Genomic DNA, 15922 nt, shown 5'->3' with positions numbered 1-15922 from the left:
TCTCAAGCGACGGTCAAAGATCGGCCGGCAGCGGCTGCTTGAGCCAGGTCTGGCTATTTTTCTCCAAGCTGCCATCGGTCTTGGCGGTGGCCAGGATCTGGTTGACCTTGTCCAGCAGCGCCGGCTCGTTCTTGTTCACGCCCACGTACACCGGAGAGTCCTTGAGTTTCACTTTCAGGGCCGGGACACGCTTGGGGTTGCGTTCGCTGATGGCGACCATGACCACGTTGCCGCTGGCGATCAGGTCCACCTGGCCGGCCAGGTAGGCGGCGATGGTCGAGTTGTTGTCTTCGAAGCGCTTGATGGTGGTGCCTTCGGGGGCGACCTTGGTCAGCTCGATGTCTTCGATGGCGCCACGGGTGACGCTGATGGTCTTGCCCTTGAGGTCATTCAGGCCGTTGATGGGCGCTTCAGGCGGGCCGAATACGGCCAGGTAGAACGGCGCGTAGGCGCTGGAGAAGTCGATGACTTTTTCGCGCTCCGGGTTCTTGCCCAGGCTGGAAATCACCAGGTCGACCTTGCCGGTGGTCAGGAACGGAATGCGGTTGGTGCTGTTGACGGGCGTCAGTTCGAGCTTGACCTTGAGCTGGTCGGCCAAAAGTTTTGCCGTGTCGATGTCCAGGCCACGGGGTTTCATGTCCGGGCCTACCGAGCCGAACGGTGGGAAGTCCTGGGGCACCGCGACCTTGAGGGTGCCACGCTTGACCACGTCGTCCAGGCCATCGGCGTGGGCGGGCAGTTGACAGAGCATCAGGCTGGCGAACAAGGCAGTGAGCAGGGCGCTGCAACGCTGGATCATGGCGAATCTCCGCAATCGGTGATGTGATTTCTGCGTTCGGACAGAGCACAGGCCATGCCAAAGCGGTTTTACCCGAGCCAAGGCCACGGTTTTACTGGCGAGGCGAGGTCTTACTGGTCTGAACAGTTGCATCTCGTTTCGCACCGTTATCGGGCGTCGAGAATGTGCGCCGGGCCCTGCTGGGGCACGACTTGCCCGGCGCGGCGAATAGCTTTACAACTAGCCGCTCACTGGCTCGGTTCCTCTGAAAAACCATGAATTCCATCGCTCGTGCCGTTCCCGAAGTGGCGTTGCAAGCCATCCGCAAACTGATCGCCGACGAAGGCTTCGGGCCGGGGGATGCGCTGCCGTCGCAACGGGACCTGGCGTTGCAGTTGGGTGTGAGCCGGGCGTCGTTGCGCGAGGCGCTTTCATCGCTGAGCGCCTTGGGCATGATCAGCGTGCAGCCGGGCAAGGGTGTCTTCGTGCAATCGTCGACGCCGGCGCCGCACCGCGAGGCGGCACCGGCCTGGCCGTTCGCCGCCCAGGCCTCGCCCGAAGACATCTTCCAGTTGCGCTACGCCCTGGAGGGGTTCGCGGCGGGGTTGGCGGCGGTCACCTTGAGTGCCGACGAGCTCGACACCCTGCAAGATAACGTCGAGGCCATGCGCCGGGAGTTGAAGGCCGGGGATTTCGACGCGGCGGCGCGGCTGGATTTCGATTTCCACCGGCGCATCCTGCTGGCCAGCGGCAACCAGGCCATGCTGAGCATCCTCACCGCCAGCGCCGACCTCTTCCTGGAAAGCCAGAAGCTACCGTTCATCAGGGCGGAGCGGGCGATGGAAACCTGGCACGAGCACCGCAAAATCCTCCGTGCCCTGGCCCGTCGCGCCTCGGGCGCCGCACAAAAAGCCATGCAGGAACATGTACGTAACGCCGCGTTGCGTACCGGGATTTCCTTCGTTGCCCCTGCTGCTGCTTGAGGCTGGCCATACCCAAATACAAGCAGCGTCATAGCGAGACTCAATCAACTGCGGCTTCCTGAAGCGGGGAAGGGCAGCTATGATGGGCCACGTTTTTTTGCTGACAAACCCGGAGATTTCCATGAGCAGCGATCTGATCAAACACGTTAGCGACGCTAGCTTCGAAACTGACGTACTCAAGGCCGAAGGCGCAGTGCTGGTCGACTACTGGGCTGAGTGGTGCGGTCCTTGCAAAATGATCGCTCCGGTCCTGGACGAGATTGCCGAGACTTACAAAGGCAAGCTGACCATTGCCAAGCTGAACATCGACGAAAACCAGGAGACTCCGGCCAAGCACGGCGTGCGTGGTATCCCGACCCTGATGCTGTTCAAGAACGGCAACATCGAGGCCACCAAGGTTGGCGCGCTGTCGAAGTCGCAACTGGCGGCTTTCCTCGACGCCAACATCTAAGCGCCGAATGCTGCTGAAAAAGCCCCGCAAATCGCGGGGCTTTTTCGTTATTCGGGGCTAGACGCTCGCAAACCCAGGTGTTACATTCGGCCCCGCACTGGTTTCTCCATTGCCCCCTGCAAGCCGTCGCCGACGCACTCCTTTCGAACAAGTACGCGATCCTGTCGCCTTCTCCGCGGCGCGGCCTCATTAAGCCAAAAGCTTAATTTCCCCCCCTCCATAAATGATTACGTCATTCCTATATGAATCTGACTGAACTCAAGCAAAAGCCGATTACCGAACTGCTCGAATTGGCCGAACAGATGGGCATAGAAAATATGGCCCGTTCGCGCAAGCAGGACGTGATTTTCTCTCTGCTCAAGAAGCACGCGAAAAGCGGCGAGGAAATCTCCGGTGATGGCGTGCTGGAGATTCTCCAGGACGGCTTCGGCTTTCTTCGCTCCGCAGACGCTTCCTATCTCGCCGGCCCAGACGATATCTACGTCTCGCCGAGCCAGATCCGTCGTTTCAACTTGCGCACCGGTGACACCATCGTGGGCAAGATCCGTCCTCCGAAGGAAGGCGAGCGTTACTTCGCGCTGCTCAAGGTCGATACGATCAACTTCGATCGTCCGGAAAACGCGAAGAACAAGATTCTTTTCGAAAACCTGACCCCGCTGTTCCCGACCGTGCGCATGAAGATGGAAGCCGGCAACGGTTCCACCGAAGACCTCACCGGTCGTGTCATCGACCTGTGCGCACCGATCGGCAAGGGTCAGCGTGGCCTGATCGTGGCGCCGCCGAAAGCGGGCAAGACGATCATGCTGCAGAACATCGCGGCCAACATCGCCCGTAACAACCCTGAAGTTCACCTGATCGTGCTGCTGATCGACGAGCGTCCGGAAGAAGTGACCGAGATGCAGCGCACCGTGCGCGGCGAAGTGGTCGCCTCGACGTTCGACGAGCCGCCGACCCGTCACGTACAGGTCGCCGAAATGGTGATCGAGAAGGCCAAGCGCCTGGTCGAGCACAAGAAAGACGTGGTGATCCTGCTGGACTCCATCACCCGTCTGGCTCGTGCCTACAACACCGTGATCCCGAGCTCCGGCAAGGTACTGACCGGTGGTGTCGATGCCCACGCGCTGGAAAAACCCAAGCGCTTCTTCGGTGCTGCGCGCAACATCGAAGAAGGCGGCTCGCTGACCATCATCGCCACCGCGCTGGTTGAAACCGGCTCGAAGATGGATGAAGTGATCTACGAAGAGTTCAAGGGCACCGGCAACATGGAACTGCCGCTGGACCGCCGCATCGCCGAGAAGCGTGTATTCCCGGCCATCAACATCAACCGTTCCGGCACCCGCCGCGAAGAGTTGCTGACCGCCGACGACGAGTTGCAGCGCATGTGGATCCTGCGCAAGCTGCTGCATCCGATGGATGAAGTGGCAGCCATCGAGTTCCTGGTCGACAAACTGAAGACGACCAAGACCAACGATGAGTTCTTCCTGTCGATGAAGCGCAAGTAAATCGACCAGGACAGGCCAGCAATAGCCGGGGAAACCCGGCTTTTTGCTATCTGTGCATTCACTATTCTGGACGGGCGGCGTTAAACTCGGGCCCCCGAACGCCACGGCCACCATGAGGCTTTTGCATGCAGTATCGCGATTTGCGCGACTTTATCAGCGGTCTGGAACAGCGCGGCGAACTCAAGCGCATCCAGGTGGCGGTGTCTCCCGTACTGGAAATGACCGAGGTCTGCGACCGTACCCTGCGGGCCAAAGGCCCGGCGCTGTTGTTCGAAAACCCGACGGGTTATGACATTCCGGTGCTCGGCAACCTGTTCGGCACGCCGGAGCGCGTGGCCTTGGGTATGGGCGCCGAGGCGGTCAGCGAACTGCGCGAGATCGGCAAGCTGCTGGCGTTTCTCAAGGAGCCCGAGCCGCCGAAAGGCCTGAAGGACGCGTGGTCCAAGCTGCCGATCTTCCGCAAGATCATTGCCATGGCGCCCAAGGTCGTCAAGGATGCGGTCTGCCAGGAAGTGGTGATCGAGGGCGACGATGTCGATCTGGCGATGCTTCCGGTGCAGACCTGCTGGCCGGGCGACGTGGGGCCGCTGATCACTTGGGGCCTGACCGTCACCAAAGGCCCGAACAAGGACCGCCAGAACCTGGGCATCTACCGCCAGCAGGTGATCGGTCGCAACAAAGTCATCATGCGTTGGCTGAGTCATCGCGGCGGCGCGCTGGATTACCGCGAGTGGTGTGAAAAACATCCCGGCAAACCGTTCCCGGTGTCCGTGGCCCTGGGCGCGGACCCGGCCACCATCCTCGGTGCCGTCACGCCGGTACCGGACAGCCTGTCCGAGTACGCCTTCGCCGGCTTGCTGCGGGGCAACCGCACCGAACTGGTGAAGTGCCGCGGCAACGACCTGCAAGTGCCGGCCACCGCCGAGATCATCCTCGAAGGCGTGATTCATCCAGGCGAAATGGCCGATGAAGGTCCGTACGGCGATCACACCGGCTATTACAACGAAGTCGACAGTTTCCCGGTGTTCACCGTCGAGCGCATCACCCATCGGGTCAAGCCGATCTACCACAGCACCTACACCGGTCGTCCACCGGATGAGCCGGCCATCCTGGGTGTGGCGCTGAACGAAGTGTTCGTGCCAATCCTGCAAAAACAGTTTCCCGAGATCACCGACTTCTACCTGCCGCCGGAAGGCTGTTCGTATCGCATGGCCGTGGTAACCATGAAGAAGTCGTATCCGGGGCATGCCAAGCGGGTGATGCTCGGTGTCTGGTCGTTTTTGCGACAGTTCATGTACACCAAGTTCGTTATCGTCACTGACGACGATATCAATGCGCGGGACTGGAACGATGTGATCTGGGCCATCACCACGCGCATGGACCCCAAGCGCGACACGGTGATGATCGACAACACGCCGATCGATTACCTCGACTTCGCCTCGCCGGTGTCCGGCCTGGGGTCGAAGATGGGGCTCGATGCCACGCATAAATGGCCCGGTGAAACCAGCCGCGAGTGGGGCCGGGTTATCGTCAAGGATGAGGCCGTTACCCAACGGATCGATGCTATCTGGAATCAATTAGGAATAGATTGATGCGTGTAACCCTGCAGCCTTCCGGGGCGGTGCTGGACATACAGCCCGCCGAGCGGATTCTCGATGGCGCGCGGCGCCTGGGCTATGAATGCCCGCAAAGCTGCCGCAACGGCAACTGCCATGTCTGTGGCGCGTTGCTGGTGGAAGGCCGCGTGAAGCAGGCTGGCGAGGTGCGCGATCACGGCGAGATCTTCACCTGCATCGCCGAGCCGTTGGAGGACTGCGTGGTGTTGTGGGATGGCGTGCTGTCGCCGGGCGAGTTGCCGGTGCGTAGCCTGGCCTGCCAGGTGACCGAGTGCGTCGAAGTGGGTGGCGATGTCTGGCGGGTGCGCCTGCGTGCGCCGGCGGGCAAGCCGCCGCGCTATCACGCCGGACAGTACCTGATGATCGAGCGTGAGAATGGCGATAAATCGGCATTCTCCCTGGCTTCGGCGCCACATTCCGGGCGCGATCTGCAACTGCATGTGCTGGCGCGCGAAAACAGTGCGCAGAAGCTGCTGGAGCAACTGCGGCGCAACCCCCATGCGCGCATCGAGATGCCGTTTGGCGACACGCACCTGTCCGAGTTGCCGGACGGTCCGCTGGTGCTGATCGCGGCCGGGACGGGCATGGCGCAAATGCACAGCCTGATCGAGCATTGCCGCGCGGAGGGTTTCAAGCACCCGGTCCACCTGTATTGGGGCGTGCGGCGGCCGGAAGACTTCTATGAAATCGAACACTGGGATGAGTGGAAGAAGCTGCCGAACCTGTCCTTGCACAAAGTCGTCAGCGACCTGCGTGGCTGGGAAGGGCGCTGCGGGATGCTCCACGAGGCGGTGTGCGAGGACATCCGCGATCTGTCTGGCGTGCACGTCTACGCCAGCGGCTCACCGGCCATGATCTACGCCACGCTCGATGCCTTGGTGGAGGCCGGGATGGACGCCCACCAAATGCGCGCCGACGTGTTTGCGTACGCGCCGCGCTCTTGAGCCGCGCTCTTGTGGCGAGGGGATAAATCCCCTCGCCACAAGATAGAGGCCACCTTTCCCATCGATATAACTTCATATATTTCGTTTCGATATTTAGCCCCGAGGCGAGATACCGATAACGTATATAGGTGCGTGATGGCATTTAACTTGCCTTGATCCCACGAACGTCAACCCCATGACGATCCCTTACCGTTGACCCGCGAGGAGCCAACCGCTACCGGCCATGACCGCTATCGAAACCGCCCTGACCTGTGCCCTGTACCCGCCACGCCTCGAACTGGGGGCGCCACTGAGCCGTGAGCAGTTGCTCGCCTCGATGCAATTGACCATGAGCCTCCACCAGGGCGGCCCGGTCTGGTTGTTCGCCTACGGCTCATTGATCTGGCGACCCGAATGCACCGCAGTGGAGCGGGTACGGGGACGGGTCCATGGTTACCACCGCGGCTTGTACCTGTGGTCACACGAGCACCGCGGTACTCCGGAGCTGCCGGGGTTGGTGTTCGGACTGGATCGCGGCGGTTCGTGCAGCGGTTTCGCTTATCGATTGCCGCAAGAGAATCTCGAGGGCTCGCTGTTGGCCCTGTGGCAGCGCGAAATGCCGGTGCCGTCCTACCGCCCGCACTGGCTCAGCTGTCGTCTCGAGGACGGCAGCCGCGTACAAGCCCTGGGTTTCGTATTGGAGCGGCACCTGCCCAGCTACGCCGGCAACTTGCCGGACCATGTGCTGAGCCAAGTGCTCGAAAGTGCCTGTGGGCGCTATGGCACTACTCGCGACTACGTCGAGCAGACCATCCACGCCCTGCGCAACCACGCCATGCCAGACCGTAATCTGGAGGCGCGGTTCAAGCGCTGCAAATCAACCCTGGATCAGGCCATCGCCTCGCGGCCCTGACTGGCTGCTTGCTTGTGCCATAGGGTGGGCGCGAGGCACGCCATCGCCAGCAGGCAGGCACCCACCAGCAACACAAAACCCCCGTCCCAGCCAAAATGGTCAACGGTGTAGCCCATGGCGGCACTGGCCGCGACCGAGCCGCCGAGGTAACCGAACAGGCCGGTGAAGCCTGCTGCGGTGCCGGCGGCTTTCTTCGGCGCCAGCTCCAGCGCTTGCAGGCCGATCAGCATCACCGGGCCGTAGATCAGGAAGCCGATGGACACCAGGGCGATCATGTCGACCGTCGGATTGCCGGCCGGATTGAGCCAGTACACCAGCGTCGCGACGGTCACCAGCGCCATGAACACCATGCCCGTCAGGCCACGGTTGCCACGGAAGATCTTGTCCGACATCCAGCCGCACAGCAGCGTGCCGGGAATGCCGGCCCACTCGTAGAAGAAGTACGCCCAGGAGCTTTTGTCCACCGTGAAGCCCTTGGCCTCCTTGAGGTAGGTCGGTGCCCAGTCCAGCACGCCGTAGCGCAGCAGATAGACGAACACGTTGGCCATGGCGATGTACCAGAGCATTTTGTTGCGCAGCACGTATTTGACGAAGATTTCCCGGGTGCTGAATTCCTCCTCGTGGCTGGCGTCGTAGCCATCGGGGTAGTCATTCTTGTATTTCTCGATGGGCGGCAGGCCCACCGATTGCGGCGTGTCGCGCATGGTCGCGAAGGCAAACAGTGCGACCAGCAAGGCCACGGCGGCCGGGACATAGAACGCCGCGTGCCAATCGTTGAACCACCCCATGCCCAACAGGAACAGCGGGCCAATCAGGCCGCCACCGACGTTGTGCGCCACGTTCCACACCGACACCACGCCGCCACGCTCCTTCTGCGACCACCAGTGCACCATGGTCCGTCCACTTGGCGGCCAGCCCATGCCTTGGGCCCAACCGTTGATGAACAGCAGGATGAACATCATGGTGACGCTGGACGTTGCCCAAGGTGCGAAACCGAAAATGAACATCACGCCTGCCGATACCAGCAAGCCGAAGGGCAGGAAGTAGCGTGGATTGGAGCGATCGGACACCAGGCCCATCAGGAACTTCGAGAGCCCGTAGGCGATGGCGATGGCCGACATGGCCAGGCCCAGCTGACCCCGGGTGTAGCCCTCGTCGATGAGGTACGGCATGGCCAGGGAGAAGTTCTTGCGCAGCAGGTAATAGCCGGCGTAGCCAAAGAAAATCCCGGCGAAGATCTGCCAGCGCAGGCGTCGGTAGGTGCTGTCTATTTTTTCTTCAGGCAGGGACGCCTGATGGGCGGCAGGACGAAAGAAAGCAAACATTCAAGGGCTCCAGGTTCTTGTTATGACTGCAAATGCGAATGTTACAGTTTCGTTACCGAAAATAGCATCGTTAAATTCACGCCAAAAAGAGAAAAATCACCGACAAAAATGTTCTCAAGTGAACGCTTCCCTCAGATATGCGCCGAGGACGTTGTAGGAATCGTCTTGCCAGGTCTTTTCGCACTTGCCGCCTACCGTTATGCCGCTCAACAGTGGGAAACGTCCTTCACGTAAATGGGAAGCCTCGCCATTTATCCCATGGGGCCTGACCTCTACGCTTCACGCTTCTGTCAGGTCGGGTTTTCAGGAGAAGGGGGTGGGTATGAGGCGGTGCGTCGTGATGCTGTTGTTGGGTTTGTCCGGGGCGAGCTGGGCGACGGATGTGTTGTTGGTGCCTGAGAACAACCCCAAGCCGCAATACCCGACGGCCCTGTACCGAACGGGGGTCATGGGTGTGGTAAGGGTGGGCTTCACGGTGCATGCCGACGGTCGGGTCGATGAGGTCGTGATCATGCAGAGTGACCATCCCGGGCTAGCCGAATCCGCGCGTGAGGCCGTGAGCCGGTGGCGCTTCAGGCCATGGACGGTGGACGACGAGCACCCGGCTCAGGCGCATGCGGTGGCACCGTTCGAGTTCCGCCTGGATACCACGCCGCTCGATGCCAATAAATGGATCAAGACCTGGAAATGCTCGGACATCAACGCGCATGCGAGGAACCAGCTCTGGCTGCAGGATCTGTTTCCGTTCGACTACACCCGCAGCTACCTGTCCAACGTGTTTTTCGCCCGGCAATTGCCGGATGCCGAACGGCTGGCCTTGATCGCTCGTTTCAACCGGGAGCTGCCGTGGATCGTGCAGCGTTGCGGGAGTTTTCCGGCGTCGCGGTATGTACGGATGCTGCCGCGGGAGGTTCGTGAGTTGCTCTAGGCGGTCCGGTGCCTCGGGCAACCGGACTGTCCTGAAGCCTTAACGCACCTTTACCACCACTTTCCCCACCGCCTTGCGCTGGCCCAGATCATTGATCGCCTGGGCGGCGTTGCTCAGTGGGTAGGTCTGCGATACCAGCGGCTTGAGCTTGCCTTCGGCGAACCAGCCGAACAGCTGCTGGAAGTTGGCGGCATTGTCCTGCGGTTGGCGTTGGGCGAACGAACCCCAGAATACGCCGACCACGGCGGCGCCCTTGAGCAGGGCCAGGTTCACCGGCAGTTCGGGGATGCGCCCGCTGGCAAAGCCGACCACCAGCAGCCGGCCGTTCCAGGCGATGGCGCGGATGGCCTGGTCGAACAGGTCGCCGCCCACCGGATCGTAGATCACGTCGGCGCCTTGGCCGTCGGTGAGGCGTTTGATTTCGTCCTTGAGGCTGGTTTCGTGGTAGTTGATCAGTTCGTCGGCACCGGCCGCCTTCGCCACGGCGAGTTTTTCTGCGCTGCTGGCGGCAGCGATCACCCGGGCCCCCATGGCCTTGCCGATCTCCACCGCCGCCAGGCCGACGCCACCGGATGCGCCGAGTACCAGCAACGTTTCGCCAGGTTGCAGTTGGGCCCTTTGCTTGAGCGCGTGCATCGAGGTGCCGTAGGTCATGCTGAAGGCTGCGGCAGTGTCGAAGTCCATCGAGGAGGGGATGGGCAGCACGTTGTAGCCTGGCACCGCCACCTGTTCGGCGAAGCTGCCCCAGCCGGTCAGCGCCATGACTCGGTCACCGACCTTGAGATGACCGACCTTTTCTCCCACCGCACTGACGACCCCGGCCGCCTCGCCACCCGGGGAAAACGGGAAGGGCGGCTTGAATTGATATTTGCCCTCGATGATCAGCGTGTCAGGGAAATTCACCCCGGCGGCGTGCACGTCCAGCAGCACTTCGTTCTTTTTTACGATGGGGCTGGCGACGTCTTCCAGCACCAGCGATTCGGCAGGGCCGAATTCTTTGCACAGCACGGCTTTCATCTGGGCTATTCCTTTGGGAGGGATGGCCGATAAGTGTAGGTGTGAGAGTCAACGGGTCAACGAGCATGCCCCGCCCTGATAGCCGGCCATAAGCTTGTGCTGGAGCGGCGGGACGGTATGCTGGGCCGCAAACCGGATGAGGAGTGGAATGTGAAAGCGTGGATCATGTTGATGCTGGCCCTGTCGTTGCCCGTGGCAGCGATGGCCCAAGAGACCAAGGAAGCGAAGGAAGGTGAGGCGCCGAAGGTCAGTTACATCACCCTCAGCCCGCCGTTCGTCGGCAATTATGGCCTCGATGGCACGGCGAAGCTGAAGGTCTTCAAGGCCGACGTGGCCCTGCGCGTCACTGGCGATGCCGCGGCGGCGGCGGTGAAGGCCAATGAACCCTTGATCCGCAACCAGCTGGTGGCGCTGTTCACCCAGCAGACCACCGAGACGATGAACAATCTGGAAGCCAAGGAAAAGCTGCGCCAGGAAGCGTTGAAGCAGACTCAGCAGGTGATGAATGACGAGACCGGCAAACCAATGGTGGATGATCTGTTGTTCAACAACCTGATCATTCAATAACCCGGTTGGACCACAGTCCCGGGCAGTGCCGGCCAGCGGCAACGGCCCGGGACTGTTGCTCGTGGGGTCAAGACGCCAGGCTTTTGCGAAATCGCCCCAGGGCGATGGCGAAGAACACCAACCCGATCGCGGCCAGCGCCAGCAGGTCCGGCCATACCACGCCCACGCCTGCGTCACGGAACAGGATGGCCGCGCTGAGGCTGACGAAGTGGGTCGACGGCGACCCCTGCATCACCCATTGCAGCCATTGCGGCATGCTGTCCAGCGGTGTACTGCCGCCCGACAGTAACAGCATCGGGATGATCACCGGGATCGCCAGCAAGCCGAATTGTGGCGTCGAGCGGGCGAGCGTCGCCAGGAATATTCCCAGTGCGGTGCTGGCGAACAGATAGAGTGCCGTCACCAGCAGAAACAGCACCATGGAACCTGCGAGCGGCACACCCAGGGCTGCCTTGACGATGATTTGCAGCGACATCCAGGTGCACAACACCACCACCAGCATGTTGCTCCAGATTTTCGCCAACATGATTTCCAGCGCCGTCAGTGGCAACACCAGCAAGTGATCGAGGGTGCCATGCTCGCGCTCGCGCAGCAGCGCGGTGCCCGTCAGGATAATCGCCAGGATGGTGATGTTATTGACGATCTGGATCACGGCCAGGAACCAGCCGCCCTCCAGGTTGGTATTGAACAGCGCGCGGGTGCTCAACTGTATGGGCGTTTTGTCGACGGCCCCGGCCTGGCCGCCGTAGGCCATCAGCTCCCGTTGGAAAATCCGCCCGATGTAGCCGGCGCCCATGAACGCCTGGCTCATGGCCGTGGCATCGACGTTCAGTTGCAGCGCCGGCTCGCGCCCGGCCAGCAGGTCGGCCTGGAAGTTGGCGGGCACGTTGATGACAAAGGTGTAGCGCCCACTGTCCATGACCTTGTCCAGCTCGCCATAGGGCAGCGCCATGGGCGGCTGGAATTCGGGCGGCAGCAGGGACTGCGCCAGTTGGCGCGAGAGGTGGCTGTGGTCTTCATCCACCATCGCCACGCTGGCGTTGTGGACACCGATCACCGAACCGGCCGCCGGCATGTAGATCGCCACTGTGAACGCGTAGCACAGGAACAGCAGCAGCACCGAGTCGTACCGCAGGCTGGTCAGTTCCTTGAGGCCAAGGCGCCAGATATGTGAGAGCGCGTGCATCAGGCCTCCTGTTTCTTGAGCATGAGCAGGCTGAGCCCGGTGAACCCGAGGAAAAAGCCCGACAACGCCAGGCATTGCGGCCACAGCTGGCGCAGGTCGAGGGCCTTGGTGAAGGTTCCGACGGCGATGTCCAGAAAGTACCCGGCGGGAAACAACTGGCCCATCACCGACGCCGCACCGCCCAGGGAGGAGCGGGGCACGATCAGCCCGGAGAACTGGATGGTCGGCAGGCTGGTCAGGATCATCGTGCCGAGGATCGCGGCGATCTGGGTGCGGGTGAACGCCGAGATCAACAGGCCCATGCTGGTGGTCGCCAGTACGTAGAGCAGGCCGCCGAATGCCAGCGTGAGACCGCTGCCCTTGAACGGCACGCCGAACAGCCAGCGGTTCATCGCCGTCAACAGCGCGAGGTTGATCAGGCTGACCGCCAGGTAGGGCACTTGCTTGCCGAGCAGGAATTCCAGGCGAGTCAGGGGCGTGGCGTAGAAGTTGGTGATGGAGCCCAGCTCCTTTTCCCGCACGATGCCCAGGGCCGTCAACATGGCCGGGATGAACGCGAGGATCAGGGCCATCACCCCCGGGCCGATGGCGTTGACGCTGACTACATCCTGGTTGTAGCGGAATCGGGTTTCCAGCTTGGCCGAGGCGGGTGGGTTTTGCGCCGTACTGCTCTGTTCGGCCAGTTGTTCGAGGTTGGCCTGGTGTACCGCCTCGACGTAATTGCGACTGGTCTCGGCGCGAAACGGCATGCCGCCGTCCAGCCAGGCGCCGACCGTGGGTTGTCGACCGGCAAACAGGTCACGGCCGAAACCGGGCGGGATCTCCAGCGCCAATTTGATTTCCGAACGTTGCAGGCGTCGGTGCAGTTCGCCGGCATTGCGAATAGTTGGTTGCTCTTCGAAATAACGCGAGCCGCGAAACGCTTCCAGATAGGCACGGCTTTGCGGGCTCTGATCCTGGTCAAACACGGCAAACGCCAGTTTTTCCACGTCCAGTGAAATGCCGTAGCCAAAAATGATCATCATGAACAAGGCGCCGAGCAAGGCGAACCCCAGCCGCACCTTGTCGCGCAACAGTTCCTTGCCTTCCCGGCTCGCGACCGCCAGCAACCGGCCAAGACGCAGGCCCGAGCGGTCTTGCAGGGCGGTGGCGCTGTCCAGGGTCACGGGGGCGGTGTCTTGTTGTGTCTCGCCCTGGGCTTGTTCCAGGCACGTGACGAACGCGGCTTCCAGGGTCTGGCCATTGAACCGGGCCTGCAAGGCCGCCGGCGTGTCGCAGGCCAGGACTTTGCCGGCGTGCATCAGCGAAATCCGGTCGCAACGCTGGGCTTCGTTCATGAAATGGGTGGAAAGGAAAATGGTCACGCCCTGTTCGCGGGACAACTCGATCAGCAGTCGCCAGAAGTCGTCGCGCGCCGCCGGGTCGACGCCGGAGGTCGGCTCATCGAGGATCAGCACTTCCGGACGATGCAGCACCGCCACCGCCAGGGACAGACGCTGGCGCAGGCCCAGGGGCAGTGCACCGGAAGGTTGGTCGGCCAGCGCCTGGAGGTTGAAGCGCTGGATCAACTCCTCGATACGTGGGCGGCTGTCGGCCGGCGGCAGGTCGAACAGCCGGGCGTGCAGGTCCAGGTTCTGGCGCACGCTCAATTCGCCGTACAGTGAAAAACTCTGGGACATGAAGCCCACCCGTTTGCGGGTGGCAAGGTCCTTGGCGTCGACCGGGTTGCCCAACAGCCGGGCGTCGCCTTCGCTGGCGGGTATCAGCCCGGTCAGCACTTTCATGGTGGTGGTCTTGCCGCAACCGTTGGAGCCCAGGAAGCCGAAGATCTCGCCGCGACCGATGGCGAAACTGACCTTGTCGACCGCCGTGAAATCACCGAACCGCAAGGTGAGGTCCCGGGCCTGGATAGCCACTTCGGTGTTGTCGTCGGCCCTGGGAGGAATGACCAGTGGCCCGGTGTCGCGAGCGTTGCCGCCCTGGAAGTGAGTGAAGGCCGAGTCGAGCTTGCCGTCGGGCGTGACGGCCGCCAGCTCGGTGCTCAGCCCCTGGGCAATCAAGCGACCCCCGTCGAGCATCAAGCAATGCTCGAACTGCTCGGCCTCTTCCATGTACGCGGTGGCAACCAGCAAGGTCAGTTGCGGACGTTGGCGGCGGACGTCTTCGATCAGCTCCCAAAAGCGTCGGCGGGACAACGGGTCGACACCCGTGGTGGGCTCGTCGAGGATCAGCAGGTCCGGCTCGTGGATCAACGCGCAACACAGGCCGAGTTTCTGCTTCATGCCCCCGGACAGCTTGCCGGCCGGACGATCGGCAAAGCGCTGCAGGTCGGTGGCCAGCAACAATTGGCCCATGCGCTGCTCGCACTCTTTCTTCGATAGCCCGAACAGCGTGCCGAAAAAACCGATGTTCTCGCGTATCGACAAATCAGGATAAAGATTGCCGCCCAGTCCTTGGGGCATGAACGCAATGCGTCGATAGAGGGTTTTGCGATGCCGTCGGTTCTCGATCGACGCACCCAGCACCTGCAGTTGGCCTCCCTGGAGTTTCTTGACCCCGGCGATCAGCCCCAGCAGGCTCGATTTGCCTGCTCCATCGGGACCGATCAGGCCGCAGCGTGTACCGGCGGGCAGGTTGAAGCTGATATCGCTCAAGGCGCTGTAGGCGCCGTAGCGGTGCTTCAGTCCCGAGGCTTGCAGCGCTGGTTCGCTGAGCGAGCTCATTGCAGATTGGCCGGCCAGTCGACGGGGGCGGTGCGGACATAGCCGGCGCCGGGCATGCCGGGTTTTGCCTGCGGGACTTCGCCGGGGCGGGTCAGGTGGAGCTTGACCCGAAACACCAGCTTCTGGCGCTCATCGCGGGTTTCGACTTCCTTGGGGGTGAACTGGGACTTGGCGGCGACAAAACTGACCCTTGCCGGCAACGGTCGTTCGGGCAAGGCGTCGAGCAGTAGGCGCGCTTCGTCGCCCACGGCCAGTTTCCCGACCACGGATGCCGGCAGGTACAGGTTCATGTATTGGTCGTTCGGGTCGATCATCAACAGCACCCGGCCGCCCGCGCCCAGCACTTCTCCCGGTTCGGCCAGGCGCAGTTGGATCACTCCGTCGATGGGGGCACGCAAACTGCTGTCGTCTATTTCGCTGGTCAGTTGTGCGACCTGGGCCTGGGTCGCGCCGATCGCGGCGGTTGCGGCCGACACCTGGGCCCGGGCGGCATTGAGCGCCGCATTCGCGGTGTCCATGCGAGCTTGTTGCTGGTCGATGGCCTGGCCGCTGGCATAGCCACGCTTGAACAGCTCCTGGGTTCGCTTGAGTTCCTGGTGGGCGAGCAGTTGTTCGCTCTGGCGCAGCTGCACGTTGGCCTCGTTGGCGGCGAGGTTCTCCCGGGCCCGGATCACTTCGGCTTGCGCCTGGCTGCGTTGGGCCTCCAGTGTGCGGGTGTCCATGCGCGCCAGTAATTGGCCTTTGGTGACCGTGTCGCCCTCGTGAACCTGGACTTCGGCCAGGCGCCCTGGTGTCTTGCTGGCGATCTGGACTTCGGTCGCCTCCAGGCGGCCATTGCCCATGCTCAGGCCTTCCGGCAGGCGATCATGCCGGGATTTCCAGTAGCCGAAGCCGCCGGCGGCCAGCAGCACGGTCAGCAACGCAAAGGCAAAGAAACGAGAAGTACGCGGGTTCGTGGACATGTACGGCATCCTGCTGCGGTAGCGTGGGAGTCTGCAGGATCGCTGATA

General features: G+C 62.1%; 14 protein-coding genes. 8 read left to right on the top strand and 6 right to left on the bottom strand.

Features of this window, described 5'->3' with window-relative positions:
* Positions 1–13 precede the first annotated feature (13 nt).
* On the bottom strand, positions 14–799 hold the full coding sequence (locus ACODSJ_RS10735; RefSeq protein WP_489101705.1) for a transporter substrate-binding domain-containing protein: 786 nt from the start codon (positions 797–799) through the stop codon (positions 14–16).
* 254 nt (positions 800–1053) lie between these two features.
* Between ACODSJ_RS10735 and ACODSJ_RS10730 the strand changes: the two genes are divergently transcribed.
* The 6 genes from ACODSJ_RS10730 to ACODSJ_RS10705 all read left to right on the top strand — a co-directional run bounded on the left by ACODSJ_RS10730 (position 1054) and on the right by ACODSJ_RS10705 (position 7166).
* Complete coding sequence (locus ACODSJ_RS10730) at positions 1054–1761, top strand: FadR/GntR family transcriptional regulator (RefSeq protein ID WP_489101704.1); 708 nt, start codon at positions 1054–1056, stop codon at positions 1759–1761.
* A gap of 121 nt (positions 1762–1882) precedes the next feature.
* Positions 1883–2212 carry a thioredoxin TrxA gene (gene trxA, locus ACODSJ_RS10725; protein ID WP_489101703.1) on the top strand — a complete coding sequence of 110 codons (330 nt, stop codon included), beginning with the start codon at positions 1883–1885 and terminating at the stop codon, positions 2210–2212.
* Between the two features lie 242 nt (positions 2213–2454).
* Positions 2455–3714, top strand: coding sequence for a transcription termination factor Rho (gene rho, locus ACODSJ_RS10720; RefSeq protein WP_003206716.1), 1260 nt, complete (start codon positions 2455–2457; stop codon positions 3712–3714).
* A 125-nt stretch (positions 3715–3839) separates the two neighbouring features.
* The gene (gene ubiD, locus ACODSJ_RS10715) at positions 3840–5306 is read left to right on the top strand and encodes a 4-hydroxy-3-polyprenylbenzoate decarboxylase (protein ID WP_489101702.1); all 1467 of its coding nucleotides are present in this window, start codon (positions 3840–3842) and stop codon (positions 5304–5306) included.
* Positions 5306–6274, top strand: a complete 969-nt coding sequence (locus ACODSJ_RS10710) for a CDP-6-deoxy-delta-3,4-glucoseen reductase (RefSeq protein WP_489101701.1) — start codon at positions 5306–5308, stop codon at positions 6272–6274. Before ubiD ends, ACODSJ_RS10710 begins: the two co-directional genes overlap by 1 nt.
* Before the next feature lie 223 nt (positions 6275–6497).
* Complete coding sequence (locus ACODSJ_RS10705) at positions 6498–7166, top strand: gamma-glutamylcyclotransferase (RefSeq protein ID WP_489101700.1); 669 nt, start codon at positions 6498–6500, stop codon at positions 7164–7166.
* Here ACODSJ_RS10705 and glpT read toward each other — a convergent pair.
* Positions 7142–8491 (bottom strand): glycerol-3-phosphate transporter, encoded by a 1350-nt coding sequence (gene glpT / locus ACODSJ_RS10700; RefSeq protein WP_489101699.1) that lies wholly within the window; start codon positions 8489–8491, stop codon positions 7142–7144. The genes ACODSJ_RS10705 and glpT overlap by 25 nt on opposite strands.
* Positions 8492–8831: 340 nt before the next feature.
* Here glpT and ACODSJ_RS10695 point away from each other — a divergent pair, with 340 nt between their 5' ends.
* Positions 8832–9419 carry an energy transducer TonB gene (locus ACODSJ_RS10695; protein WP_489101785.1) on the top strand — a complete coding sequence of 196 codons (588 nt, stop codon included), beginning with the start codon at positions 8832–8834 and terminating at the stop codon, positions 9417–9419.
* Between the two features lie 39 nt (positions 9420–9458).
* Here ACODSJ_RS10695 and ACODSJ_RS10690 read toward each other — a convergent pair whose 3' ends face one another.
* Positions 9459–10436, bottom strand: a complete 978-nt coding sequence (locus ACODSJ_RS10690; protein WP_489101698.1) for an NADPH:quinone oxidoreductase family protein — start codon at positions 10434–10436, stop codon at positions 9459–9461.
* Positions 10437–10586: 150 nt separating this feature from the next.
* Between ACODSJ_RS10690 and ACODSJ_RS10685 the strand changes: the two genes are divergently transcribed.
* The gene (locus ACODSJ_RS10685; protein WP_489101697.1) at positions 10587–11003 is read left to right on the top strand and encodes a flagellar basal body-associated protein FliL; all 417 of its coding nucleotides are present in this window, start codon (positions 10587–10589) and stop codon (positions 11001–11003) included.
* A 67-nt stretch (positions 11004–11070) separates the two neighbouring features.
* Here ACODSJ_RS10685 and ACODSJ_RS10680 read toward each other — a convergent pair whose 3' ends face one another.
* Genes ACODSJ_RS10680 through ACODSJ_RS10670 form a run of 3 tightly spaced genes read right to left on the bottom strand, consistent with a single transcriptional unit; the run spans position 11071 to position 15874 of the window.
* Positions 11071–12189, bottom strand: coding sequence for an ABC transporter permease (locus ACODSJ_RS10680; RefSeq protein ID WP_489101696.1), 1119 nt, complete (start codon positions 12187–12189; stop codon positions 11071–11073).
* Positions 12189–14912 (bottom strand): ribosome-associated ATPase/putative transporter RbbA, encoded by a 2724-nt coding sequence (gene rbbA / locus ACODSJ_RS10675; protein ID WP_489101695.1) that lies wholly within the window; start codon positions 14910–14912, stop codon positions 12189–12191. The genes ACODSJ_RS10680 and rbbA overlap by 1 nt, the downstream gene beginning before the upstream one ends.
* Positions 14909–15874, bottom strand: coding sequence for an HlyD family secretion protein (locus ACODSJ_RS10670; RefSeq protein WP_489101694.1), 966 nt, complete (start codon positions 15872–15874; stop codon positions 14909–14911). The genes rbbA and ACODSJ_RS10670 overlap by 4 nt, the downstream gene beginning before the upstream one ends.
* Positions 15875–15922 lie beyond the last annotated feature (48 nt).

The organism is Pseudomonas sp. FG6, from assembly GCF_057809015.1.
This window is presented reverse-complemented; position numbering and strand designations above follow the sequence as displayed.